The 25,473-nt window shown below is 68.3% G+C and carries 19 protein-coding genes and 3 pseudogenes; 8 read left to right on the top strand and 14 right to left on the bottom strand.

What is annotated here, in order from left to right; all coding sequences use genetic code 11:
* Window positions 1–101: 101 nt before the first annotated feature.
* The 3 genes from ACZ4WH_RS35540 to ACZ4WH_RS35530 form a co-directional block, all read right to left on the bottom strand.
* Complete coding sequence (locus tag ACZ4WH_RS35540; protein ID WP_468188654.1) at window positions 102–2,507, bottom strand: SdrD B-like domain-containing protein; 2,406 nt, start codon at window positions 2,505–2,507, stop codon at window positions 102–104.
* 1,048 nt (window positions 2,508–3,555) lie between these two features.
* Window positions 3,556–3,942: a nuclear transport factor 2-like protein gene (locus ACZ4WH_RS35535; protein ID WP_468188611.1), complete on the bottom strand. Its 387-nt coding sequence runs from the start codon at window positions 3,940–3,942 to the stop codon at window positions 3,556–3,558.
* Between the two features lie 46 nt (window positions 3,943–3,988).
* Window positions 3,989–4,780 (bottom strand): SDR family oxidoreductase, encoded by a 792-nt coding sequence (locus ACZ4WH_RS35530; protein WP_468188609.1) that lies wholly within the window; start codon window positions 4,778–4,780, stop codon window positions 3,989–3,991.
* Window positions 4,781–4,860: 80 nt separating this feature from the next.
* On the opposite strand from ACZ4WH_RS35530, the gene ACZ4WH_RS35525 reads away from it, so the two are divergent.
* Window positions 4,861–5,664 carry a MerR family transcriptional regulator gene (locus ACZ4WH_RS35525; RefSeq protein ID WP_468188607.1) on the top strand — a complete coding sequence of 268 codons (804 nt, stop codon included), beginning with the start codon at window positions 4,861–4,863 and terminating at the stop codon, window positions 5,662–5,664.
* A gap of 471 nt (window positions 5,665–6,135) precedes the next feature.
* Window positions 6,136–6,342 carry a DUF6233 domain-containing protein gene (locus ACZ4WH_RS35520; RefSeq protein ID WP_468188606.1) on the top strand — a complete coding sequence of 69 codons (207 nt, stop codon included), beginning with the start codon at window positions 6,136–6,138 and terminating at the stop codon, window positions 6,340–6,342.
* A gap of 298 nt (window positions 6,343–6,640) precedes the next feature.
* Here the strand turns inward: ACZ4WH_RS35520 and ACZ4WH_RS35515 are convergent, their stop codons facing one another.
* Window positions 6,641–7,078 (bottom strand): cupin domain-containing protein, encoded by a 438-nt coding sequence (locus tag ACZ4WH_RS35515; protein ID WP_266634008.1) that lies wholly within the window; start codon window positions 7,076–7,078, stop codon window positions 6,641–6,643.
* A 716-nt stretch (window positions 7,079–7,794) separates the two neighbouring features.
* Here ACZ4WH_RS35515 and ACZ4WH_RS35510 point away from each other — a divergent pair.
* Both ACZ4WH_RS35510 and ACZ4WH_RS35505 read left to right on the top strand, forming a co-directional pair.
* The gene (locus ACZ4WH_RS35510; protein WP_468188604.1) at window positions 7,795–8,532 is read left to right on the top strand and encodes a flavodoxin family protein; all 738 of its coding nucleotides are present in this window, start codon (window positions 7,795–7,797) and stop codon (window positions 8,530–8,532) included.
* On the top strand, window positions 8,484–9,050 hold the full coding sequence (locus ACZ4WH_RS35505) for an FAD-dependent oxidoreductase (protein WP_468188653.1): 567 nt from the start codon (window positions 8,484–8,486) through the stop codon (window positions 9,048–9,050). The genes ACZ4WH_RS35510 and ACZ4WH_RS35505 overlap by 49 nt, the downstream gene beginning before the upstream one ends.
* A gap of 305 nt (window positions 9,051–9,355) precedes the next feature.
* Here ACZ4WH_RS35505 and ACZ4WH_RS35500 read toward each other — a convergent pair whose 3' ends face one another.
* Window positions 9,356–10,099: an SDR family oxidoreductase gene (locus tag ACZ4WH_RS35500; protein WP_468188602.1), complete on the bottom strand. Its 744-nt coding sequence runs from the start codon at window positions 10,097–10,099 to the stop codon at window positions 9,356–9,358.
* A gap of 762 nt (window positions 10,100–10,861) precedes the next feature.
* On the opposite strand from ACZ4WH_RS35500, the gene trxB reads away from it, so the two are divergent.
* Entirely contained in the window at window positions 10,862–11,863 is a 1,002-nt protein-coding gene (gene trxB, locus ACZ4WH_RS35495; protein ID WP_468188651.1) for a thioredoxin-disulfide reductase, read from the top strand.
* Window positions 11,864–12,211: 348 nt separating this feature from the next.
* On the opposite strand, the gene msrA is transcribed toward trxB, so the two are convergent.
* Entirely contained in the window at window positions 12,212–12,727 is a 516-nt protein-coding gene (gene msrA / locus ACZ4WH_RS35490; protein ID WP_468188600.1) for a peptide-methionine (S)-S-oxide reductase MsrA, read from the bottom strand.
* A gap of 228 nt (window positions 12,728–12,955) precedes the next feature.
* Window positions 12,956–13,517: pseudogene (locus tag ACZ4WH_RS35485) on the bottom strand (IS5 family transposase); the annotation flags it as partial.
* A 988-nt stretch (window positions 13,518–14,505) separates the two neighbouring features.
* Here ACZ4WH_RS35485 and ACZ4WH_RS35480 point away from each other — a divergent pair.
* Window positions 14,506–15,150 carry an RraA family protein gene (locus tag ACZ4WH_RS35480; protein WP_468188598.1) on the top strand — a complete coding sequence of 215 codons (645 nt, stop codon included), beginning with the start codon at window positions 14,506–14,508 and terminating at the stop codon, window positions 15,148–15,150.
* A 173-nt stretch (window positions 15,151–15,323) separates the two neighbouring features.
* Here ACZ4WH_RS35480 and ACZ4WH_RS35475 read toward each other — a convergent pair.
* Window positions 15,324–16,394: pseudogene (locus ACZ4WH_RS35475) on the bottom strand (IS256 family transposase); the annotation flags it as partial.
* A gap of 647 nt (window positions 16,395–17,041) precedes the next feature.
* Here ACZ4WH_RS35475 and ACZ4WH_RS35470 point away from each other — a divergent pair.
* Window positions 17,042–17,614: a DinB family protein gene (locus ACZ4WH_RS35470; protein WP_468188649.1), complete on the top strand. Its 573-nt coding sequence runs from the start codon at window positions 17,042–17,044 to the stop codon at window positions 17,612–17,614.
* A 175-nt stretch (window positions 17,615–17,789) separates the two neighbouring features.
* Here ACZ4WH_RS35470 and ACZ4WH_RS35465 read toward each other — a convergent pair whose 3' ends face one another.
* The 3 genes from ACZ4WH_RS35465 to ACZ4WH_RS35455 form a co-directional block, all read right to left on the bottom strand.
* The gene (locus tag ACZ4WH_RS35465) at window positions 17,790–18,512 is read right to left on the bottom strand and encodes a transposase family protein (protein WP_468188596.1); all 723 of its coding nucleotides are present in this window, start codon (window positions 18,510–18,512) and stop codon (window positions 17,790–17,792) included.
* A 58-nt stretch (window positions 18,513–18,570) separates the two neighbouring features.
* Window positions 18,571–19,023, bottom strand: coding sequence for a hypothetical protein (locus ACZ4WH_RS35460; RefSeq protein WP_468188594.1), 453 nt, complete (start codon window positions 19,021–19,023; stop codon window positions 18,571–18,573).
* Between the two features lie 334 nt (window positions 19,024–19,357).
* A complete protein-coding gene (locus ACZ4WH_RS35455) occupies window positions 19,358–19,873 on the bottom strand; it encodes a hypothetical protein (RefSeq protein ID WP_468188592.1) in 516 nt (171 codons plus the stop codon).
* A 639-nt stretch (window positions 19,874–20,512) separates the two neighbouring features.
* Between ACZ4WH_RS35455 and ACZ4WH_RS35450 the strand changes: the two are divergent.
* Window positions 20,513–20,938 (top strand): annotated as a pseudogene (locus tag ACZ4WH_RS35450) (transposase); the annotation flags it as partial.
* A 57-nt stretch (window positions 20,939–20,995) separates the two neighbouring features.
* Here ACZ4WH_RS35450 and ACZ4WH_RS35445 read toward each other — a convergent pair.
* The 3 genes from ACZ4WH_RS35445 to ACZ4WH_RS35435 all read right to left on the bottom strand — a co-directional run bounded on the left by ACZ4WH_RS35445 (window position 20,996) and on the right by ACZ4WH_RS35435 (window position 24,890).
* The gene (locus ACZ4WH_RS35445) at window positions 20,996–22,507 is read right to left on the bottom strand and encodes a carotenoid oxygenase family protein (protein ID WP_468188590.1); all 1,512 of its coding nucleotides are present in this window, start codon (window positions 22,505–22,507) and stop codon (window positions 20,996–20,998) included.
* Window positions 22,508–23,183: 676 nt separating this feature from the next.
* Window positions 23,184–24,323: a DUF3103 family protein gene (locus ACZ4WH_RS35440; protein ID WP_468188588.1), complete on the bottom strand. Its 1,140-nt coding sequence runs from the start codon at window positions 24,321–24,323 to the stop codon at window positions 23,184–23,186.
* A gap of 411 nt (window positions 24,324–24,734) precedes the next feature.
* The gene (locus ACZ4WH_RS35435) at window positions 24,735–24,890 is read right to left on the bottom strand and encodes a hypothetical protein (RefSeq protein WP_468188586.1); all 156 of its coding nucleotides are present in this window, start codon (window positions 24,888–24,890) and stop codon (window positions 24,735–24,737) included.
* Between the last annotated feature and the right edge of the window lie 583 nt (window positions 24,891–25,473).

Raw genomic sequence — 25,473 nt, 5'->3', positions numbered from 1 at the left:
CAGACCACGCCAAGGCCGGCCCTCGTGGACCGGCCGAGACGTGATCTGCCCGTCCGCGCCGTCCGGATCGCGGACGGGCGGATCACCGTTGTGCGGTTCGTTCAGTGTTGCCGGGCGCGACGATTCCGGGTCACGAACGCGATGACCAGACCCGCACCCACCAGCAGACCGACGATGCCGATCATCTCCGCCAGCCCGGGCGTACCGGTGCTCGCGAGGGAACCCCCGCCTCCACCGGCCGGGGCCGGGTGGTTCGCAGGCGGCGCGGGCGACGGTGGCGTGGAGGCCGCGGGCGGCGTCGGAGTCGGCGTCGGTGTGGGAGTCGGCGTCGGGGTCGGCGTTTCCTTCGGGATGTACACCCCGGCGTCGATCGTGTGATCGACCCCGCCCGGCTTGTCCGGCGCCGTGACAGGCGCGTAGCCGTTGCACAAGGGTCCGGTGGTCGGCGGGGTCACATTGGAGTCGTGCGCACGGTTGGCACCGGCCCGCGGGAGCGTGAACCTCAGCTCGCTCGCCGGGGGCTGCTCGGGCACCTGGCTGGTGTCCGCTGTGCACACGTCGAACTGCACCGTGTACTTCGCGCCCGGCGTGAGCTCGTAGGCGGCGCCGACACCACCGAAATAGTACTCACCGGCGGCATTGGTCCTGGTCGTGGCGACCTGTTTGCCGTCCGCGTCCAGCAGGTTGATCGTCGCCCCCGGCAGCAGCACGTGCCCCGGGTCCTGGATCCCGTTGTGGTCGCCGTCGAACCACACGACGTTGCCGATCTGGATCGGCGCGTTCGCCGCCGCGTACGCGATGTCACCGAGGCCGCCGGCCTTGCCGAACCCGCCTTGTTCCCGGCTGACGAACTGGAACCCGTTGGCGGTCGGGTTGTTGCCCGGGCCCTGACCGGTCGTGATGTTGTGGTACCCGGTGCCTGAGGTCGCGACGTTGACGACCGGGTCGAACTCCGTGCTGACGACCCACTGCTGCTGCGGGATATAGGCCACCGACCCCAGCGCGGTCTCCTGGTGTGCGTTGGCATAAGAGTCGCCGGGGAAGTATTCGACGACATCGGCGGCCTGGCCGCCATTGTTGGCGGGGGTGGCGTGGTTGGGGCAGCTCCCGGTGCCTTCCCACTGGTATTCACCGGTGGGAGTGGCGCAGACCATGGTGATGTCACCACCGGACATGCCGTTTTCCGCCGTGTCGTTCCCCGGGCGGGGGTCCAGCCCTCCCCAACTGAGCACGTCCATGAACCGGTCGCGGAAACCCAGGATCATCGAGCCGTCGCGACCGAAGGCGAGGGAGGACAGCTCCGGCTGCGGATCGATGAAGACGTTGCCCGCCTTCCGGTCGTCCCAGGTGTCCAGGCTTGTGTTCCACGGGTTCCAGTGGGTGGCCTTGTCGCCGGAACCGAAGACGCTGCCGCGTTCGTACGTGAGCGGGTGGCTCAGCACCGTGGTGAACCGCTTGCCGTCATAGGTGGAGACGATGGCTTTCAGGTCCGCGCGCTGCTGCGTGCTCTCCGCGCTGCACACGCCGCCGACGTACAGCGTGTTGTCGTGGACCTGGAGACCGAACGGCCGCCAGTCGTCGGGGCTCGCGCACCCCGGATCCGGGATCGGAACCGTCGACTTGGGCGCCGCGGCGGTGGCCCCTGTCGCGTCGAAGCTCACCAGGCTGCGGGTCCGCAGGTTCACCGCGTACAGCGTGGATCCGTCCTCCGACAGGGCCAGGCCACCGATGCTCTCCTTGCCCGGCACGTCGGTGAACCCGGGATCCTTGATCATGTTGGCGGTGTCGTGCCGCGTCACCGCGGCGTCCGGCACCCGGGCGAACAGCTCGGGCGCACCCGAGCCGTTGACCGGCACCGTGTAGATGGCGCCCCCGCCCTGCGGCCCGTACGGGGCGTACCGGCGGGCGAACGCGCTCTGGAACAGCCGGGTTCGGTACGTGTCGTACGCCAACCCGAACGTCGTGCCCACCTGGTCCTGCGTGGCCAGCGTGGTCGGGCACGCCACATCGGTGGGACACGTGCCCCTGGTCTTCGTACCGAACGCCACCAACGCCCGGTTGTCGGTCCCGTTGGCGCCGTTGTGGACCGGCACGAAGTACCGCGAGTCCGGCAGCGCGTAGTCGGCCGGATCCCACACCCCCGTCACGACCGAGGCGTTCTTTCCGCCCGACACGTCGACGAACGACGTGAAGCTGTCGAAGTGGTTCTCCGCCGTCGACGCAGGCGCCGCCCGCAGATAGCCGCTGTACGGCGCCGGGACGCTGACGTCGACGCGGTACCGGCCGCCGCTCAGCGCGGTCGACGGTGACACCACGACCTTTCCGGTGGCATCCGTGACGCCGCTGACAACGTGCCCAGCGGGGTCGGAGATCTCCACCTTCATGCCCCGTTGCGGCACGTCCATCGTCGTGTTGATCACGCCGGTGCCGAAGAAGTCGCGCAGCACCTCAACCGTCAGCGTGCCGTCGTCGGTCGAAGCGGCGGCCGGTCCAGCCGTCGCTCCCACGGCGCCGCCTGCCAGCAAAAGAACAGATAACGCTATGCGCGCCGGCGGCTCCACAAGCCTCCAGGGTAACCGGCGCGTGTCTCTGCCGAGTCGGTTCACGGCATCACACTCCACACTTCTCTTGTCGTGAAAACGAAGCGAACGGCACGGAAGAAAAAGGGCCCACCGCTGTTGCGTGGACCGCTTTGCGGTGATCGTGCGAGGGCATTGTGGGTGAGTTGTGAGCGCCGCAGACCAGGACGATCAAACGCGCGTTCACAACCTCGGGCAGGACCGCCCTGGGTTGCGTGTTTTTGCAGATCAATCACGGTGCCTTCGCCCCCACCCCCGACCTCGCCGACCGCCACCGCAAGCAGCGCGCGATATCTTATCCCTGGAATCTCGCCGCCACCAGCAGAACCCCAGAACCCCTGGCATCCATCGGGACCGGCGATTTTCTCCGAGCGCTCAGAGAATGGCGACCGGAAGAATGTGCGAAGCAAAGTGATGGCCGAATCTCGCCCCTTCGGTACGTGCCGCCCGGATGACGTGTCTGGGACGTGCCCGTCACACAGGGACGTTGCGGCGGGAGATTGGCGAGTTTCTGCGCCGACGGCGGAATCCGCACACCGCCCCAGACCGGTGCATGAGCGTTCTGTTGAAACAGGCCAGAAAACGTCGCCACCCGGTACGACAAGCTCGTTGTCCGCTAGGAGGCCACCGTCCAACTCACCTTGATACGGCAGGCAGTGTGACCGCACCGTGACCACACCTTGAACACGCCCCAAGGGCTGTCCCGTAAAGATCGTCGGAGGTCGGGCATGCGCTCCCCCATGACCGCACGAGCCGCGTCGAGAAAGGCCAGTCGGTTGTCCTCCAGGTAGTCCCGTACGCTCTCGCCGTCGGGCAGGCCTTCCCACACGGTCAACCAGTGCTCTGCGGCAGTCGGGAAACTCCATGAGTACAAGCAGGTCGGGCCAGGCACCCTCGACCACGGTGGCCTCGACCTGCTCGAGGTACTCCAGACCCGCCACGTTCGGGATGCCGCCAGGGATGCGCAGGCGGTTGATCAAGTAGTACTCATGTCGAAATCCTCACCGTCAAGTGGCTGGATCGGTCTGATGACGAGTTCGGTGATGCCCGCGTCGTCGAGCGTGAAGGCGTAGTCGAGGTCGGCGACACCGCCGGGGAAATCTCCCTCCAGGCGCTGTGTCACGTTCCAGTGGGTGCTGTCATGCCGGACGGTGGTCGTGGGGGTGGTCGTGTAGGTGTACTCAGTCGCCGAACGGCCGAGCCAGCGGGAGATCGCCTCGCGGCCACGGTAGGTGGTGCCGTCGTCGACGACGACTGCGGACGCGGTGAAGCACTCGACTGCCGCGGGCCTGTCGTTTCCGGCGTGCGCGTCGAGGTATGCCCGGACGACGCCCGGCAGGTGGTCAAGGTCGGTCAGGGACATGGTCGTGGTTCTCCAAGAAGTGGGGGCTTCGTCCGGGTCGGCGCGCCTAGAGGGTGGGAACAGTGCCGCCGTCGATCGTGTGTTCGGCGCCGACGATGGCACTGGCCCGGTCGGAGACGAGGAAGGCGACAAGTTCGGCAACCTCTTCGGGGCGTGCGGGGCGGCCCAGGGGGATCCCCCCGAGAGACGCCAGGATCTGCTCCCAGGCCGCGGCGTGGTCGATGCCGTGCGACCGGGCGATGCGGGCGGCGAGGGCCTTGGCCGCCTCCGTCTCGATCGCTCCCGGGGAGACCACATTGACGCGCACTCCGTATGGGGCCAGCTCACGGGAGAGGCCCTTGCTGTAAGCGGTCAATGCGGCCTTGGCGGCGGCGTAGCCGAGCGTGGCGTCGAACAGTGGCAGCCGGCGCTGGATGGACGACACGTGCACGACGGCGCCTCGGCCCGCCTTCCGCATCGCCGGCAGCAGCGCGCGGTCCAGCCTGACCGCGGCCAGCAGGTTCAGGGCGATCTCGTCGTGCCAGTGCTCTTCGGTGAGGGCGGCGAACCCGCCAGGGGGCGAGTGAGACCCACCCAGGGTATGTACGAGGACGTCGAGGGTGCCGAGCCGCTCCGGCACAGCCGAGACGACAGTGTCGATGCCCTCGGGCGACGTGAGGTCGGCGGTGACGAAGAAGCGCTCGTCGGCGGTCGGGGGCGCTGTACGCGCCGTGGCGAGCACAGTAGCGCCCGCCGCCCGAAGGCGTGCCGCGATCGCGGCACCGGTGCCTCTGCCGGCGCCGGTCACCAGGGCGGTGCGCCCCTGAAGATCAAAGGAAGGGTGTGTCGTGCTGGTCATGCACGTGACGCTGCCGCCTCCCCCGATGACAGGGTCAAGCCCTGGACCCTCTCCCGGGGGGAGCGTGCACAGTAGGAGGCGTGCTGACCATCGGCGAGTTCTCCCAGATGACCCACTTGACCATCCGGACGCTGCGTCGCTACCACGAATCGGGGCTGCTGGAGCCCGCCCACGTGGACCCGTCGAGCGGCTACCGGTACTACGACGCCGGCCAGATCCCCACCGCTCAGGTGATCGCCAGGCTGCGGGAACTCGAAGTGCCGCTCGCGGACGTCCGGCGGATGCTGCTGACACAGGACCCGGCCGCGCGTGCGGCACTCGTGACCGAACACCTGCAACGGCTGGAGGACCAGTTGTCGCGCACCCAGGCGGCCGTCGCGTCTCTGCAGCGCCTGCTGCACCCCGAACCGGCCGCCATCGATGTCGAGCTGCGCCAGGTGCCCGCACAGCTCGTGGCCGCGGTAGAAGCCACCGTCGCGCACGCCGACGTCCTCGACTGGTACGCGGGCGCGATGGCCGAACTCGAAGCGGTCGTCCGCCGGCCGTCGGGCCCCCCGGGCGGGCTCTACAACAACGCACTGTTCAGCGAAGGGCGAGGACACGTCCTCGTTCACGTGCCGGTCGACGCGCGCGTACCAGCCGTAGGACGGGTCCGAACCGTGGAACTGCCGGGCGCGGAACTCGCCGTTGCCGTGCATTCAGGCGCCCACGACACGATCGACGTGACCTACGGTGAGCTCGGCAGGTGGGTGGCGGAGCATTCCCTCGCCGTAGCCGGACCCGTGCGCGAAACCTACCTCACCGGCCCGCGCGACACCCCTGCTGCCGCCCAGTGGCGCACGGAAATCGGCTGGCCGGTGTTCCGTGTCGCCAGCACGGTCTGATCAGTGCCGGCAGCAGCAGCGTCGGGCATGACCTTCATAACGCCGGGCCTTGCCGCTGCCGGCATCAAGGCCACGAGCATCCTGGCAGCGCTCTGATCGGACGGTACCGGCCCACGGACGTGCCCGGCTGGGCAGAGCCCGCACCCGGCCCCGGCGCCGCCCTTCCCCGTGGAGCGCCGCCGGGGCCGACGACCGCGGCCGGGGGGACCCGCAGGGGTAGGACCAGGTGAAAGAGCCGGAGCAGCCGCCGGCCTCCCAGGTGGAGGAGGCGGAACGGGGCGTTGCCTCGTAGCTGCCGGTCCCGGACGTCGTACCCGCCGCCAGAGCCAGACAGCCAGTGCTCCAACCGGCACAAGTCCGACCAGGACGTGGCCACCTGGATCGTGCCGAGCAACCCCTCCCCCGGGGCTCATCGACCGCTGGTTCGCCGAGGAGGAGCGGCGGGAGGCGGAGCGGCGCCAGGGTGAGCAGATGCGGCCGTCGCCGCCGGAGTGGCTGATCCAGTACGACCTCAACCAGGTCAACGTCGACGCGGTCCACGTGGGCGGCTGCTGGGCCGCGAAGAAGAGCGGCAGATGCCGGCCGGCCACGCGCCAGCAGGCTATCGACGCGCTCCGAAGCCAGGTGCCGCCGTGTGTGCACTGCCGGCCGGACACGGCCCTCGGCATCGGGGACTGAAGCACAGAGCCCCGGCCAGCGTGCCGGTCGGGGCTGAACCCGCAAAGGGGTGTGATCGTGAAGGGCGGTCGCCTACGCGGCGAAAGGCTGTGCGAGGCTTCGGCCGAACGATCGTCCTCGCATGCGATAGATGAGGCCCGGGGACACAGTTCCCTTCACCATCACGCCCTGTTCAACCACACCCGCCGGGCGAACATTCCCGGTGCGACAGGAGGTTTCCCGTGCGGTCCGGCACGGTGGTGGGAGGGCGGCACTGGGATCGGTGTTCCGGACTCCGCCCCCTTGTCGATCTCGCGGGTCAGCCTTCGGAGGGACGTGGAGCGCGCAGGTGCGCCCGTTCCTTCAGCTCCTCCTCGTCGACCAACGTGAGCATCGGCTGACCCGGCGCGCACACCATGGTCACCACGAACTTGGTCGGTGCGTCCGACAGAGCGTTGCCGTCCTGGTAGTGGATCACGTCACCGCCTGGCTCCCAGAACGTCCCACCGGCCTCGACCACACGCTCCGGCTCACCCTCGAGCTCGAACCGGAGCGCGCCCTCCATCACGTAGCCGAACGACGGGCCCGAGTGGCGATGCGGAGGGAGCCCGGGGTGACCGGGAGGCCACTCGACGAGGATGGTCATTCCCGAACCACCTTCGGGAAAGAAGGGCGGAGTGACTTCCTGCAGCAACTTCACTTCGGGCGGCAAGGAGACCTCGTGGGCGCTCCCGTGCTCTGGGTTCTTCGCTGACATGTATCGCACCTCCGTAAGCCTGCCTGGAATGGACGATCTGCGTCGGCCACCGCATTCCGGACCGGTGTACCGACCCACTCGTTCGGCGGTGACCCAGTTCGCCGGTTCCCGGCTCACACAACTGGCTTCGCGATGAGGGCAAGCCACAGCCCGCATCCGTGACAGGCCGTGTGCCTTTCGCCTCGCCCGAACGGTCTCGACACCACCCTGCCTCCCGTCGGCGGCCGCCACAATCCGGGAGCCAGCGGCGTCGAGACCGCATCGCACCATGTCATTGGCAGGCATCTATAGGGCCCGTGTCCGAAGTGCTCCAGGTCGGCTCGCATGAGCGTGCGGGGGCGGAGTTACCGATACGTCGGACCGGTCGGGCTCGAGGCTGCGGTCCAAGAGCACGTTGCTTGCGCCGGCGGAGCAATGGCTCTGAGCGCTGGCGAAACCGCTTCACCCGTGAAGCAGGCAATGGGCGCGGGTGCCGGCCACCGCCCCCGACGACCTTGCCACGGTGCTCGACCAGCGGTTCCTGCACACCGGGGGCACGGGAGCAGGGGTTCTGGCCGCCTATGCCGGCTACCACGGCGGCCCCTGAGGACCTCAGGTCCAGACTGCCTGGGCCATTCGGAGGCGTTGTGGTGGCGCCTACCGCGGTCGGCTCGCACGCTGGATCCGGATGCGGACATGCCGTCGCACCGTCCGGCGGCAGGCTCTAGGAGGACCGTGTGACCGCTTCGTGGCCCGGGGCCGACGCACCGTCGGCTCGCTACGACGACTTGCGCGCCCTGGTGATCAACTGCACCCTCAAGCGCTCGCCAGAGACGAGCAACACCCAGGGGCTGATCGACCGCAGCACCGCGATCATGGACGCGCAGGGTGTGCACGTAGACGTGGTACGCGCGATCGACCACGACATCGCCACCGGTGTGTGGCCCGACATGCGGGAGCACGGCTGGGAGACTGACGCGTGGCCGGAGTTGTACCAGAAGGTCATGGCGGCAGACATCCTCGTGCTGGCCGGCCCCATCTGGCTGGGCGACAACAGCTCGGTGACGAAGCAGGTGATCGAGCGCCTCTACGCCTGTTCCAGCCTGCTGAATGAAGCTGGCCAGTACGCCTATTACGGCCGCGTCGGCGGCTGCCTGATCACCGGCAACGAGGACGGCGTAAAGCACTGCGCCATGAACGTCCTCTACAGCCTGCAACACCTGGGATACACGATCCCTCCCCAGGCGGATGCCGGATGGATCGGCGAGGCCGGCCCCGGCCCCTCCTACCTCGATCCCGGGTCAGGCGGTCCGGAGAACGACTTCACCAACCGCAACACCACCTTCATGACCTGGAACCTCCTGCATCTGGCCCGTATGTTGAAAGACTTCGGCGGCATCCCCGCCTACGGCAACCAGCGCACCGCCTGGGACGCCGGCTGCCGCCGCGACTACGAGAACCCCGAGCACCGGTAGGGAAACCAGCGGAAGGGGCGGCTAAGCAGGTCAGGGCGCTGAACGCCTTCAATCAAAGTCGCCCTGCGTGCGCGTCATCCTGGTCGAACGAGCGGAAGTCGTGGGCCCGGAGTTCGGGCACGGACCGCGTCCTCACGTCGAGAGCGCGCTGGAGTCCCTCGCGGTCGAGCAGCGACTGGGCCGCACTCAGGAGTCACTCACCGATCACCCAAGTCCGTATCTCGGATGGCGAGGTCGTTCCCGCAGCGACCGTGGTGTGGACGGCCGGCATGGCAGCCAGTCCGCTCACCGCGTTCATCCCCGGCGAACGCGACCGCATGGGCCGCCTGCACGTCGACGAGTTCCTGCGCGTCATAGGCACCCGGGACGTCTACGCGGCCGGCGACACGGCAGCTGCGATCGGGGAGGAAGGGCACACCGTGACGCAGAGCCGCCAGCACGCCCAGCCACGGAACCATATGTCACCTGCCTGGACCGGAATCGGCCGGAGCCATAGCCACCCACGGATGGGACCGTGAGGTGGAGACGACCGGCCAGGCCGCAAGGAGACGAAGATCGCGATCAACACCCAGCTCCTCTATACGCCGCTCGACGACGCCGACGCACTTCTGGCGCAGGTTGACTACCGACTCGCACCGAACGGCGAGATCGTCCAGCAGGGCGGGGCCAGGTCGGCCGAATGGGAGCCCTGACGCCGTTCCCGAGCAGGAGACGAGGAAGGTGTCGACGGCGGAAATGACGGCCGTCCTCCAACGTAGCGCAGCGGCCGTCGTGACCGGCCAGCTGGACGCTCCCAAGCCCGGCCGAGACTCTGCCCGCTCGCTCACCGTTGCTGCGCGAGCCACTCGTCGAAAGTGGTCGGCGCGATGCGGGCGCCCTCACCGGGCAGCAGGACGTCACCGGCCATGTCCGCGCCGAGCACCGACGACCACGTCGGTACGAGTTTCACTGCGTGGCCGCGTGCGTCGTTGGTTCGTCGGGCCATGTCCACCAGATCCTGCGGCTCGGGGCCTGCGACATCCCGGTAACGCCCCTGCGGCGCGCCTGTCGCGATCTCGGCGAGGACATCGGCCACGTCCGCGGGCGCGATCGGCTGCACGAGCAACGGAGGGATGGTGGCGACGCCGTCCCGCTCGGTCCAGTTCGTCAGCGTCACGGCAAAGTCGTGGAACTGAGTAGCCGCAACGATCGTCCACGGCACCCGCCCCGCAGCCACGAGGCGTTCCTGCTCCCGCTTGCCGACCATGTGCGCGTTGCCTTCCACTCGATCCAGCCCGACGATCGAGAGCAACACATGGTGACGGACCCCGGCCCGCTCCTCGGCGGCCAGCAGATTACGCGTGGTGGCGCCGAAGAACGCCACCGCCTCGTCACGGTCGGCGGTCTCGTTGCTCGTGGCGTCAATGACGGCCTCCACGCCGGTCAGAGCCGCGTCCAGTCCCTCACCGGTGACCAGATCCACGCCCAGTGAGCGGCTGATGCGCACGACATCGTGGCCGTTGCGCTCCAGGGCAGCCACGGTAAGGGCCCCGATGTTTCCCGTCGCACCGGCAACGGCAATACGCATGGCAACCTCCCCTACTCTCCCGGGCCACCCTTCCCGCGGAAGACCCGTGAACGGCTGAACCCAGACGATGGTGATGCCACTGCCACCGTGACCGATCCGAGGGCCCTCGGCACCTACAAGGCTTCGCCGCGGGCACTGCTGACGCCGACTCGGTCCACGTCGCAACCCCGGTGCTCCGACAGACCACAAGGGTCCAGTGCGACGAGATACCGCTCGGCGTTCAGAGCAGCCGCGCGGCCGGTCCCGGCCGCAGTGATGGCCTGTCTGTACTCATGGTCAACAACATCATCGAGGCGAAAACGTTCAGGTTGCTCGGGTTGACCGACCTTCGCCCGCTATGTGACCGGCGTGGTTCGAGAGCGACCTGGCTCTGACGAGATCGATCTGCGGATCCTGCCCGATGGCGACGAAGACGCTGGCCACCTCCAGGACAGCTTCCTTCCCACTGTTCACGTCCCGTATGAGAACACCGGCGCCCTGTCCTCCCCGAGGATGTCTTCCCCGAGTAGGTCGACCGCTTCGTGTGCGGGATCTCCTGGTCAGGGGCGCACGCCAAGCTAACGCCCAGCCGCTCCCGGGCCCGTGCGATAGGCCGAGGCCTCGGGCCCCGTCCACATGGGATGCGCGCGGGATTTCGAGAGCGCATAGTGGAGTCGTCAGTTGCTTGACGCCTCCGCCGCACCGCCGGACCGCCTCTTCGCCTCCGATTCGAATGTATCGCGGAACTCTTCCGCGCTCCTGTTTGCCAGTGATGAGGCGGCGATCAATGTGAACGACAATATCCGCGACCTGATCATCATCGGTTCCGGCCCGGCCGGTTACACCGCTGCAATCTACGCAGCCCGCGCCAACCTGATGCCACTGGTGTTCGAGGGGGATGTCTCCGCCGGGGGCGCGCTGATGAACACAACCGACGTCGAGAACTACCCGGGCTTCCCCGACGGCGTGCTGGGGCCGGAGCTGATGGAGAAGATGAGGGCCCAAGCGGAGCGCTTCGGTGCCGAGTTGATCACGGCCGACATCGTCGAAGCCCGTCTCGATCAGGAGGCCAAGGTAGTGGTCGACAGCTCCGGCAAGTCGTACCGGGCCAGGGCTGTCATCCTGGCCATGGGCTCACGGTACCGCGAACTGGGCCTGGACAACGAGAAGCGACTGTCCGGGCGCGGAGTGAGCTGGTGCGCCACGTGCGACGGGTTCTTCTTCCGCGAGCAGGACATCGTGGTGGTGGGCGGCGGCGACTCGGCGCTGGAGGAGGCCACCTTCCTCAGCAGGTTCGCCCGTACCGTCACCGTCGTCCACAGACGCGACAGCCTCCGCGCCTCGAAGATCATGCAGGAGCGGGCCCGTCGGAATGAAAAGGTGCGCTTCCTGTGGAACCGCGAGGTGTTGGACATCCTCGGAGACGACAGAGTCAGCGGTGTGCGCCTGCGCGACATCGTCACGGGCGACGAACACGAACTGCCCGTAACCGGCGTCTTCGTTGCCATCGGACATGACCCGCAAGTTGATTTGGTCAGGAACCGGATCTCACTCGATCACGCAGGATACATCGCAGTCGAGGGCCGTTCGACGCTGACGAATTTGGACGGTGTGTTCGCGTGCGGCGATGTCGTCGACCACGAGTACCGGCAGGCGATCACCGCTGCCGGGTCCGGTTGTGCGGCCGCTTTGGACGCTGAGCGGTACCTTGCGGCCATGGACGACTGCACCAGTCCGGAGGAGGCCCGCTTCGAGGCGACGTCCGTCGCCGAACTCGTGCACTGAGCTGCTCTCCGGGCGGCTCGCCAACGCAGGCCGGAGGCGGCTTGGCGCTTGGCTACCGCGGAGGACGCCATGCTCTTGGGGCCGCTGTGCAGCTGATGTCGGCGCGCGCCGGTCTGGCGTGGGCTCCCCGTCCCGCCCGTCCCGTGGCACGTCCGTGCTGCGTTCGCTCGCGCACGGTCGATCGGTGCGCTGGCGGGCACGGTTACCGCCACGCTGTCGACCTCCGCGCCTATAGGGAGGCATGGCCCGGGCGGTGCAAGGCGGCGATGAAGCGACAGCCAGCCGGACTCGGTGACGATCGTCGATGACGGACACGAACCCACCTGCCGACGCAGGACTTGTGTCAGCTCAGCTCCGAAGAGGTCGCCGTGGCAACCTCCAGTTTGGTCGGGGGAAGTGGCACGTGTAGCCGTTCGGATAGCGCTCCAGGTAGTCCTGGTGCTCCGGCTCGGCCTCCCAGAAGTCACCCACCGGTTCGACCTCCGTCACGACCTTCCCCGGCCACAGTCCGCTCACGTCGACGTCCGTGATCGTGTCCACGGCGACGCGGTGCTGATCCTCATCGGTGTAGTAGATGGCGGACCGGTAGCTACGGCCGATGTCATTACCCTGGCGGTCCTTCGTGGTGGGATCGTGGATCTGGAAGAAGAGTTCCAGGATGTCTCGGTAGCTTGTGGCCACGGGATCGAAGAGGATCTCGATGGCCTCGGCGTGGTCGCCGTGGTTTCGGTACGTGGCGTTCGGCGTGTCACCGCCGCTGTACCCGACGCGCGTGGACACCACGCCCGGCTGCTTGCGGATGAGGTCCTGCATGCCCCAGAAACAACCGCCCGCCAGTACGGCTCGTTCTGTTCCCACTGTCATCGGTTGCTCCCTCATGTTCGAGCTCGCCCGGCGCATCGAGGACGTGCCGGCTGTTGCCTGGCCAGTGGGGTCAGGAGAAATATGCGATGATGACAGGCTATCGGGCTGGACGGTCTCCTGCCGCATGTCGGCGCGCGAGGTGAGCTTCCGGCGCCGGCATGCGGGCGAGTTGCAGCGGGTATCGCAATGACTTGAGTTGTCGGTGCGTGGTCAGGCAGCAGGTGAGTGTTTGCGGAACGCTTCGTGGATGTCTGCTCGTCGTTCCCAGCGCACGCGCAGTCGGCGGAAGCCGTGCAGCCAGGCAAAGGTCCGCTCGACCACCCACCGTGGTCGTAGCCGCGATCCGCGTAGAGCGTGACCGCTCTGCGGCGCGGCCGGCCGACCCGGTCACGCCCGTCAGGGCCAGGAGCTGGGTGTCGTTGCGGTTGCCGCCGGTGAGGATGACGCGAGCGGGGTGCCGTGTCCGTCGGTGATCAGGTGGTGTGCGGAGCCGACCCGGCCCCGATCGACCGGTGACGGGCCCCGTGAGGCTCCCCCTTTTAGCGCTATGACGTGCGAGGAGTCGACCACGCATCCGGACCAGTCGAGATTCCTGCTCGCGTTCAGCTCGGCGAGCAGGACCTCGTACAACTGCTGCCAGACGTCGGCCTCGTTCCAGTCCCGCAGCCGGCGCCCAGCACGTCACGCCCGAACCGAACCCCAGCTCTTTGGGCCCACTGGATGTCCGTGTGCAGCACATACAAGATTCCGCACAACACCTGCCGGCCGGCAATGGCTTCCGGCCCGGATACCCGAGCGTGAATGATCGGAGCGTTGCCGGCATTTCAGAGGATCGCTGGGCGGCGAAGATGCCGTCTCATCTACCGATTCAAGGGGCGTACCCGATCACCAACCGCGGTGGTCAGTGACAGTTCCACCTGAGCCGGTTACCACGACCTGCTCGTTGGTGCCCATGAGCATCTCGGCGCCCCGATCACGGTCGCCTCAGGCAATGAGCCCGCCCATGGGCGCCCGGCTGAGAGCCGTCGTCCATTCGCTCCACCATTGGATCGCCGCTACTTCCTGCCAGCTAACGAGCCCGATCTCACTTTATCGAGGGCATCCGGTCACTGCTGCGTCATCCGCTGCCAGGTCGGCTCGGATAGCGTACGCACACCTCCTTCGACCATCCGCGCGATCGCCCTTGGCCGAAGTGGTCAATTCGCCGCCCTAGTTCGACACTGGAGGGTGTGACCGCTGATGCCGCTATCGCTCAGGAGACGACGGTGACTTCCTTCTCGCCTGCCCTTCCGCGGGCGACCCCACTTGTTGGCGGAGCGGCTCCCGACCGGCCTTCCCCGGGCGAGCGTGTTGCCTGCCGAGCAAACCTGCTCACGACGCCACGCTCTGGGTGACGCACTCCCGACCACAGGCATCGGCGAGCACCGCATGTTCTGGGCACCATGGCCGGCGTGCAGGGCATCCCTGGCACCAGCGGGCGGGCCCGGTACCGCTCGGTGGCCGCGGGGCGTCGGTGACGAGGGCGGCACGCACGTCGCCTGCTATCGCCCAGGCGGCCAGGCAACCGCAGGCCAGGCACCCCGGATGACATGGACTGATGCACGGGAATCCCCCACCGGCGAGCGGGGCATGCTCCCGACGCGCCTCATGTCGGCTGCTATGGCGACTGCCATCGCGCCAGGAGTGGCGCACGCCGGCACTGGGCTGAGCCTGCCCGCAGTCCGCCTCGAGTGTGGCATGGCGGCAGGCACCATCTCAGGTGAGCCCGAAGGAGAAACATGACCAGCCATGACGGCACGGATTTTGCGGCCGAGGCCGCACGGCTCGGATGCGCGAACCTGGTGGATGCGATGGGTCGCGTCCACAGTCACCGTGCGCACATCTTCCCTCTGTCCAGTCCCGACCCCACCAGATCGCTGTTCGGCCCAGCTGCCACTATGGCTTTCCTCCCCTACCGGGACGATCTGCCACAGGCCGAGATCGGCTTCGGTGAGCTGTTCGACCAAGCGGTTGGTGACGACCCGGCCGGGCGGGTCCTGGTGCTCTCCAGCGGGGGTTACCGGAACGCCTCGCACGGTGGCGGCGCGAAACTCACCCGGGTCGCTCATCACGGGCTGGCTGGTGTGTTGGCGGACGGCAGACTGCGGGACTTCGCCCAACTACGCGACCACGGATTCGCCACGTGGTGCCGCGGCGAGGCTACGCGCTGGGGCGGCGACACAGTCATGCCATACGCGGCCGACATCGCCATCGAAGTCGCCGGTGTGTGCGTCACTCCCGGTGATTACGTCTTTGCCGACACGGCGGGAGCCGTGGTCATTCCGGAGGCCAGTATCGAGCGGGTCTTCCAGGAGGCGACCGAGATCGAGGCAGAAGAAGCCGAGTTCGCGGCCGGGGTCCGCGGTGAACGCCCGCCCAGGTGACGGCGCGACTGTTTCCCGGCGGTCGAACGGAGCGCCGGGACGGGACGGCGACCTACGGAAGGAAGCCGCGTGGGAGGCGCCTCGACCTGCGCATGGCTTTCCCCGAAGACCCATACCTGGCACGCCGCCGGGAGTACCCCCAGCACGAGGTCGATCTGCTCTTTGGTTTGGGGGTAGATCGTGTCCACACTTCCTTCGGGGATGCAGCGGCGGGCAAAGGCGATCCACTCGTCGTGCATCTCGACAAGCACGGCGGTGGTGAGGCGCTCGATGGCGTCGGGGGTAGGGGAAGGTCTGAAAGACGTCGGTCCGGCGTTTGATCTCCCGGTTGATCCGCTCCAGCGGGTTGGTTGACTGGATCTTCTTCCAGTACCGATCGGGGAAGTCGCGACAGCGGTCAGATCCTCCTTCACCTCAAGGAGCATGACCCTGACCTTGAGGAACTGGCGGCCGAGCACGTCGGCGACGGTGTCGAGCTGGGCCCGGACGGCTGCGGCGTGGGGCTGGGCGAAGATCGTGCGGAGGATCGCTGCGGCCATCTCTGCGGAGTCCTTCGGGATCAACGAAGACGTTCCGCAGGAAGTGAACGCGACACCTTTGGTAGCCGGCGCCGAGCACGGCCTTGCGCACGGCCTTGACCAGGCGGCTTTGGTGGTCGGCGATGACCAGGCGGACCCCGGACAGTCCCCTCTCACGCAGCGAGCGCAGGAGATCCGTCCAGAACGCCTCGGTCTCGCTGTCGCCGACCACCAGCCCCAGCACTTCGCGTTCGCCGTACTCGGTGATGCCAGTGGCGATGACCATGGCCTGGGACACGATCTGTTGGTTCACGCGGGCCTTGCAGTAGGTCGCGTCGCGTCCAGTTAGATGCAGGGGGAACGGGTATGGTCCAGCGGCCGGGTGCGGAAGGTGGTGAGTTCGGCGTACATGTCAGCGCAGAGCCGGGAAACCACGCTCTTGGAGATCCGCTATCCGCGCCCAGGGCCCTGACCAAGTCGTCCACGCTGCGGGTGGAGACCCCGTGAACGTATGCCTCGACGACGGCATACAAGGGCCCGGTCGATCCGGCGGCGGCGTTCGAGCAGGCTGGGGAAGAAGCCGCCGGTCCGGACCTCGGGGATCGCCAGGTCGAGATCACCAGCCTGCGTTGTCAGCGTCTTCCCGCGGTGGCCGTTGCGCAGGTTGGTGCGCGTCTCGATGTGCTCGCCGGGTTCCGCTCCGATGAACGAGGTGCCCTCGGCCTCGCAGGATTGGAGCGAGGATCGACCGCATTCACAACACGGATTGGGTCGGCTGACGTGGCACGGAGCAACCCCTCGCCCCAGGGCGGGTCTGAGTTCCTCCGCGGACGAACCGGAATGCTCCGGTCGAATAGGCATGAGAAGCCATGGGAGGAAAGGGCGAGGAAGAGGGCGGCGCCGGAGACGATGGTGGCCTTGCTCCAGGGGCGACCGGGACGGGAGGCCGCGCTCTGGGATGTGATCACGATGGACAACCACCGCAACGGTGCCCCCGTATGGACCGAAGCGCACGCGGTCCCGGCACGGGAAACGCCCTTGAAAAAGATCAGCGAGTTGCGGACGGAAGTGGGTCAGCTACAGGAGGCCGTCCTCTCCCCCACGCCGTGGTCGAGCAGGCGATCGGTGTGGTCATCTCCCTCGGGGCCTGCGCCCCGACCCGGGCTTCCAAGTGCTCCGATAGGTCTCATAGCACACCAACATCAAACTGCGGCAGGTCTCCGAACAGATAGTGGACTGGGTCCACAGCGAACGGCTGTCCGATGAGATCCGCGCTGCTCTGGACAAGGCGCTGGCTACCGCACGGTCCCATCTGCGCACGGCACAGCTCTGCCGCCCGCGATCGCAGCCGGACGGCAGAGTTGGGCGGACGAATTGCGTGCCAGCTCACTGCCGAACCTGCACGCGACACGACGGACCGGCACTGGCACAAGAACCTGCGTCCGCGGCTGCACGGTCTTGCCGATGAGGAGTACTTCTGGGAGCCGGTGCGTGGCTGCTGGAGCATCCGCCCACGTGGCACGTCGGCTGCACCGACGTCGGCAGGTTCGGGGGAATGGACGATGGACTCCGCGTCCCCTGACCCGGTGCCGGCGCCGGTGACCACGATTGCCTGGCGGCTGGCGCACATCGTCGTCTCCTGCCTGGGCTATCGGGTCGGATGGCACTTCGGCGGCCAGGACGTCGACTCCCAGACATTCGCCTACGCGGGGACCGCTGACGAGGCGCTGAAACAGCTCGATGAGATGTATGGGAGATGGAACGCGGGGGTCCGCGAGCTGTCGGACGCTGACCTGGAGAATCCGCCCACAGTGGGTCCCGAGCGGTTTCCCATGGAGGGCATCGTCCTGCACGTCAACAGGGAGCTGATCCATCACGGTGCCGAGATCTCCCTGCTGCGCGACCTCTACCGCTGGCAGGACGGAGCCGTACCGCGCAGAGTATGACTTTCCGGTAACCGGCGATCGAGCTTCGGAAACCTACGTGGACTCCGTGACCTCCGTGGCTGCGAGCTTCAGTGAAGCTGCGCCCTCTTGAAGTAGCTGGTCGGGGTGGTGGCGTGAGGGTCGTTCGGGGTGGTCATGCTGGTGTTGGGCGGATGTCTCGGGTGTAGATCATTTGTTAGCGGGCTCCTTCGAGGTACGTCAGGACGAACAGGGCGCGCAGCAGGCCGGTCGCGCGGGCGGGATCCGTGCGGAGCTTGGTGAGGATCCGCCAGTTCTTGAGATGGGCGAAGCCGAGATCGGCCAGGGCGCCGAGGCCGGCGGCGCGTAGGTGGGACAGGATGCGGTCACGGCGGGCGGCGGTGATGTCGTGAGTGCGGCCGGGCCGAGCCGCGGAGATCCAGATCATCCGGCCCCGTTCGTCGGTCAGGGCGAGGACGTGCAGGCCGTGGCGGTGGTGTTTGCCGGAGTAGTTCGGCCGGTTCGCCGTCCCGGTGCGGCGCTGCGTGGGGATCAGGGTGCCGTCGATCAGCACGACCTCCCCTACGGCACTACCTCCACGACCCCGTGGTCCCCGCCGGGCGATCTTCTTCGGGGCGCGGACCAGCCGTGGGGCCTTGGTGGCCAGCAAGGTGATCAGCGCGTCGCGCCGGCGCCGGATGGTGATGGCGGAGACGTCGTTGCCGCCAGCCATGTCGGCCAGGCGCTGATCGTGCCGCAGCACGGCCAGCACGATGGTCGCGATCCTCCCGGCCGACAGTGCCCGCCATCTGGACCGCATTGACTTCAGGTGGCCGCGCAGCAGATCGGCGAGGTAGTTCACGGTGCGCGTGGACAGCGGCAGGCGGCACTGGTAGATCAGGGACACGTTGTCCCCGGCATGCTTATTGGTTTTCGCCACACAATTCCAACAGCCGCCGGGGGCACCTTGGTTACGCCCTGCCGTCCGTGCGGGCCGGTCACGGGCGGACGGTGAACTTCCCGTCGGGCCGTTTGTGCAGCCAGCCGCGGTCGGCCAGCTTCGTCAGCTTCCCGCGCAGCGGCTCCAGCTTGCTCCGCACCCCGGTGTCCACGCCCAGCGCCTCGCCGATCCGCCGGGTAGCGACCGGACTGCCGGCCGCCCGCACGGCAGCCAGGATGCGCTGATACTGCGCCGGCAACGCGAACTCCAAGACTCCCGGCCCACGCTCCGGGACCACCCTCACTGCCCGACCCGCCACCTGAACCACCGGCGATCCGGCCTGGGCCCGCTCGTCGGCGAGCTGCTCACTCATCCGCTGCCACACCCGCTCGGCCACGACAAGCTCATCCGGCTCGGCCCGCACCTCCGCCAGCTGCTTGACCAGCTGTTCTTCGACTCCGTCCCGCTCCGCACGCCGCGCGGCGATCCGTTCCTGTATCTCGGAGTCCATCACGCCCCGGAGCGTACGAGCGGTGCCGATCCCGACGGACGAGAACCCGCAAAACCAACCCTGCCAGACGATCTACACCTCAGACTGCCGCCCACCACCAGCACGAGCACCCCGAACGACCCTCACGCCACCGCCCTGGTCAGCTACTTCAAGATGACGCTGCTTCTCTGATGTTGCGCGGTAGTTGGCGGAGTCGCGCTCATCACGTATCGCGCAACGCCACATCCGTACGCACGGCGGGCACCGTGCCCTCCAATCAGCCAGCGTCGCCCCCACCACCAAGTGGCCCAGCCGTGCCGTCGGTTCCCTGGGTGCAGCGAGAACTAGTGGACGCTCAAGTGCCTCCCTGACCTCTGCCGGGTGCGGGGACGCGGGTAGGACCGTCGGCTTGCAGAAGGTGGTCGGGCAGTACCGACAGCAGGTGCGGCCACCATGTGGGATGTGCTCGCAGCAGGTGGCGCAAGACCGGGCTGTTCTCAACGGTTTCGCGGCAGTAGTCCGTCCACGGGCCGGCACTGCCGCTCTCGGGAACGCGCTGGTGTACGTGCACGCCGCTGCTCATCACATCTGCGAGGAGTTCCGCAAGGGTGATGACGGTCTCACGCTCGCGGCGCGAATCGGGGAGCGGCTTACAGCCGTAGAAGTAGTCCCGCACGCCCTCCCGCTCAAGCATGAGGGTATGCACTTCGCGCAGCGACCGCAGCACCGTGTCGTTCGCCGACATGGCCGCCATGACATTGCTCACCTCGGCCTGCTCGACGGCCGCGTGCGTCTGCTGCGCAGCTGTCTTCGTCTGCCTGGCCAGGTAGAGCATCGACCAGGCGTTTAGGCAGAAGGCCAGTGCCGCCACTAACGCACCTATAGCTTCCGCTGACATGCCGCCCCCGTCTCGCACGCGCGTGCAAGCACAGTACCGCGAGGCGCTCAGGTCCGCCCCCAATCATGCCGATGGGGCTATCCATGGCCACCTTGGGCTACAGAGCGAGATGCGCAGATCGCATGATCGCTGCGGCGGACAACATCAACCACCGTGCAGCGCCGCCAACTTGACGCACGTCACAGCACCGGCCAGGCGAGTCCGCTCACCGTCGGTGCGCGGACTCTGTCCACAGGCCCGCGCTCTGAAGATCGCTTCTGAGGCCGCCGCGATCGGCGGGGGCGGCCCGTACGTGAGGAGCCGTTCATGTTCCAGAACCCCACCGTGCCGCTCGTCCCGATGACGCCGGACGCGGTTTCAGCACCTTCAACTGGAGCCAGCCGCATCCGATCACGACATGGGGGTGAGGGGGAGGCCGACGAGGAATATCGCCAGCAGTGCGGCGGGAATGCCCAGCGCCGGCGCGAGGAGCGCGGTCGCGGCTGCCAGTGCGGCGCCTGCTGCGCTCCCGTCCCACGATCCATAACCGGTCGGCGCCCGGCGCAGTGCTGGGTGCCGGCTCCAGCGCAAGCAGCGGCCGAAGACGCTGGATGACCGTCAGACGGACGGTCGGTCCGTGGCCGGCAGGTCGCAGCGTCCTCACGCAACTACCGATTCGCGCGATTGTGCAGGTCATCGTCGACACCGACACCCGCCTGGTGGTGGCCTTCGCCCGGCCGGCATCCGGCAACAAGGCAGACGCTCCTGTGTGGCGCGAGTCGGAGCTGCCGGCCGTGGCGGCGGGCACGATGGTGATCGCGGACGGCGCCTACCTGGGCACCGGCCTGATCGTCCCGCACCGCAGAAGAGCCGGACGTCCACTCCCGCCTGGCCAGGAGGAAGACAACGCCGAACATCGGCGCGTGCGGGCCCGAGTCGAGTACGCCTTCGCCCGGATGAAGAACTGAAAGGTCCTCCGCGACTGCCGTCAGAGGGACGACGGAGTCCACCACCCTCCAGGCCGTAGCCAGCACGCACAACCTCGCCACGGCAGGGTGAAAGAGCAGGTCAGCCATCACCCCGACATGCCCGCCGTCAGGCCTTCTGCAACACCCTTCAGGCATCCGCGATCCAGCTACCGTGGAAGCCCAGAGGCACGCGGCCGGGCAGGTGGACGCGGGCCAGCGGGTGGCCGCCGAAGTCCTGGGCCGAGAGGATGAACAGGTCGGTCGCGCCGCGCTCGGGGTCGTTCACGTACGACAGGACATAGCCGTCGTCCTCGTCCCGCGCCCCGCGCCGCGGAACGAACACCGGCTCGCTGACCGCCGCGTCCACAGGGAAGCGGTGGAGTTGCCTGCTGCCCCGCAGCATGTCGTGCTTCACCAGGTAGTTGGTGAACTTCTCGTCCGGCCACGCCCCGTCGACGGCCTCGTACGCGCGCCACATCTCGGCCGTGCTCGCGGTGTACGCGTAGCGGTGACGGCGCGAGACCAGGGATTCGTTGATGCGGGGGAACTCCTGCGGACGGTCGTCCAGCCGACTGCTGTGCACCCGGCCCGCGCGCAGGTCGATCACCCAGCGGTCGAGCGTCGGGGCACCGGTCGCTGAGGGGCCGCCCATGCCGCGCCCGGCGGCGTAGAACGGGGCGGGGAACGCGGTGTACTCCACCACGACGGTGTCGCCCTGATCGTGGGCGTTGAGGGTGTGCGAGTAGTAGACCGGGTCGATGTCGAACCAGCGCGTGGTGCCGCCGGCGCGTGGCAGCAGCCCGATGCGCATGGGGTGCCTGTCGTTCCACACGTACGGCACCACCGCGCCCGCCTCCGCGGCGGCACCGTCGAAGGTGATCGGTACGTCCACGATCACCACATACTTCTCGGTGAGCGCGAAGTCGTGCATCATCGGCGCGTCCGCGACCGGGATCCGTGTGGCCCGCGCCACCCGGCCCGTCCGGTCGATCATGATGTGCCGCACATGGTCCCACGTGGGGTAGTACGCGATCGCGTGCAACTCGTCCGCCGTGGCGTCGTACTTGGTGTGCGCGGCGAAGGCGCCCTCGAGCGTGGAGCGGAAGTCGTACGGGCGGACGGTGCCCAGCTCGCCGTCCAGCTCGTACGGCAGCGGCCCGCCTTCCTGCATCGCCAGAATCCGGCCCTTGTACGGGATCACGTGTGTGTTGCAGGCGAAGTCGTCCGGCGGTGCCTGGCCCGGACGGGTCTCTCCCAGCTTCGCCCTCACCTGCGAGGAGCGCACCCAGCGGTTGCGGTACCACTCCGCTCGTCCGCCGCGCAGCCGGACTCCGTGCACCATTCCGTCGCCGAGCATCCAGTGGTGGGCGCGGACGTCCTCGATGCCCAGCGCGTTCGGGCCGTTGCGCAGGTAGCGGCCGTCCAGGTCGTTCGGGATGCGGCCGGTCACCTTGAGGGCGAAGGCGGTCAACTCCTCGGTGACCGGTGCGAAGGCCCCCGTCAGGAACGGGGTCGCCCCGCTCGTGCCGCCCTTCCCGGCCGAAGGGCTCGCCTGTGCCGCTGCCGTGGAGAAGCCGGGCCCGAGGCCGCTCCCGACCACACTGCCCGCCGCCGCGGCCGCTGCGCCCCCGAGAATCTTCCGCCGTGTGTGACTGGCCATCATGCATCCCCGTTCCGCTGTCGGTGTCCGGCTCCTGCGGCCGGGCTCCTGGTGACGAAGGCAACTCTCCTCCGCGGTCGCCCGCGAAGCAGTCGGCCCAGCCCCCCGATCAGGGGGTGGTGCCAGCACCACCCCCTGACACCGGCGCATCCGGACATCGCGGTCACGATCTAGGCAGTTTCCCTTTCGGAAGTGGCTGCTCAGGGTGTGCCAGGACAGGCCAGGGTGCTAGGCAGTGTCCTTCCGGCCATCCGATTGTCGGACTGCCCGTGAGGGATGCGGGGACATCTGAGGCCGCGTGGTCAGGTGATCGAGCCGTTGTCGACTACACCCGCCCGGCGAACCTTCCCGCTGGTGCCGCCCGTCCTGCCGTCCGCAGTCCAGCGTGAATCGCGTCCGCGCTCGCTCGGCCCCTGCCTCTCGGAGCTCCCCGAGCACGGCCGGAACCGCCACCGTCGTCGCCATGAACTGAGCCCTGACCGCCTTCGCGGCCGCAAGCAGCCTCCTCCTCCCCTGAGTTGGGCTGCTCGCAGTCATGGCCGTGCAAGGCAGGCCGCCCCTGCACGAGGCGACTTGCCTTTGGAACGGTCGTCCCAGCCTGGGGAGTTGTACTGCACGTCGCTGATGTACACCACCGGGCGGTGCGGGCTCCCGTGCGCCGGGGTCCGGCGCTGGGCTACAACTCCGGCACGTAGTACGGCTGCACCGTCATCCAACCGTTGCCGCGGGCACCGTAGCGGGTGCCGTCGTCGCTCCGGGCCAGGGTGTACCAGGAGTCGACGTAGTCCGGGTCGTCGGTCCACCAGTCGTCCGGGATGGCGTCCAGGACCGCGTTCACCAGCGGAATGTAGGTGCCCTGGTCGGTGATGGTGAGCAGCGCGGTGGCGATGGCCTGGGCGAGGTCGTGGTAGTTGGTGCTGCCGTCCTCCTCCATCATCACGGCGTCGGCCAGGTCGTATTTGTAGGAGGACCAGTTGACCAGGATCTGGTTGGGCCGGTAGACCGTGCCGTCGTTGTCGAGGTATGGCATGTCGACAGGGTCGACGCGCACCTTGCCGTCCTGGCCGAAGCCGGTGACCAGGGTGTAGATCTCGGCGTCCCCCTTGATCCAGGGTTCCTCGTCGTCGGAGAGCTCGACTGCGGTGATGCGCGTGGTCCAGAAGCCGCCGGTGGCGGCGAGCGCCTGCGGGCGGTCGGCAGGGGCCTGCTCGGCGGAGTGGACGCCGTACCGCGAGAGTTCCTCGGCCAGCACGTCCAGACCGGCGGCCAGTGCCTTGGAGCTGTCGATGTCGACGACGTACACCGGGTGCTCGGGCGCCCTACGGGCGTCCAGCGTATGAGCCCGGCCGCGGCTGTCGTAGGCGGTGACGGTGGTGGCGTTCTCGTCCTGGGTGGCCGCGGCCACCCAGGGCGTGGCCCCGCCGGCGAGCGCGGTGCGCATGGACGCGTCCCCGAGCCGCAGCCGCAGCAGCGGGCCGACCTCGGTGCCCAGGCCCTTCGCGGTGGCGATCTGGCGGTCGGCCGCGGTCAGGGTGGACTGCAGGGTGCCGCCGGCCTGCCCGGCCAGCGCGGTGACCTCGACCTCCTCGGAGGTGAGCGCGGCCGTCCGGACGCGGGCACCCCAGGCGGAGTCGGTGAGCGAGCCGGCTATCGCCCGCGCGGCGTGGTCCTCTGCGGCCGTGACGGCGGACCTGGGGGCGGATGCCTTGACGGCCGCCGTGGCCGGCAGGGCGCTCAGGGTCTGGCCGGCGCACAGGGCGACCAGGGATGCCGCGACGGCGCCGAGGCTGCGTCGACGGGGGTGACGGGGTCTCACGTGGATCGATCCTCCTGGGTCGAGTGGTCGATGTCGCACTGTCAGGTGGAGCCCGTGCGCGCGTCTATGCGGGTAGACAGGCGCGCGCAGGTACAGAATGACGGTGACATGACACTAAGACAAGAGGGCTTCCGGTGTGAGAGGGTGAACTCTCCGGGCGTGGGGTCGGAGTTGTTCAGGACCGGTACAACGGGCGGCCGGCGCTACATTGCGGGCCGTCAACGTGGCAAGTTGACCCGTCTTGTCGACAAGCGGCGCCGGACTCGGTACGCCTCGGTCATGAGCGATGCCGAGTGGGCACTCGTGCGGGACCGCTGCCGGTGTTGGGATGGCTGGCAGGCCGGGGCGGGCCGCCGCAGCGCTACTGCCACCGGCGACCGTCCTCCATGACCGGCGCATCCGGCGCGCAGCTCATCGCCTCGTATCGTCATGCGTCATGTGCCGACACTGCAGCGGGGAGGCAAGGTTCTCGTCGACCGTCTTGCAACTGACGGGGAACTGGAAAACCTGTGCGATGGTGCGCGCCTTCATGGGCCGCGCGGTGACGTCGACGTCCTCGAACAGCATCCCTCCCCGGGATCGCCTGACCAGGTCGGTCGCATGTTCAACAGTGTCGTCTTGCCGCAGTCCGGTGCAGCTGGACGCCGTGTCGCCGGGCAAGTGGTGACCGGCGAGCCGTCGAGGGTCAGCACCGACGACCAGCTCGACCAGCTCTGGGACGCTCCAAAGGCCCCCCGCGCCATCACTATGGGGATTCTCCCCGGATGCGCTCACTGTGCTGCGCCGGTGTCCCTGACTGGAGAGCGTCCGGCAGCTCGAGTCATTGATCCGCGGCACAGTGCAGCGGCCTTCCGGCTGGGTGGTGCCGCGGACGGCCTCCCGCCGGAACGACAGGACCCGACCACCATCGAAGCGCTGGGACGAGACGCGATTCCGCGTGGGCTGGGACCGCAAGTCCGACATCCAGCGCATCGCGCAGACCTCGGGATGTCCCGCGCCAAGACGTATGGGAAGAGGCGCCGTTATCGGACCGTCCGGCCGAGCCTTACCTGACGGGCCGGGGGGGGGGGGGGGGGGGGGGGGGGGGGGGGGGGGGGGGGGGGGGGGGGGGGGGGGGGGGGGGGGGGGGGGGGGGGGGGGGGAGGGGGGA

This window comes from Streptomyces sp. NPDC029138, from assembly GCF_055564375.1.
Note: the sequence above shows the minus strand (reverse complement) of the source record. Positions and strands in the feature narration are given on the sequence as shown.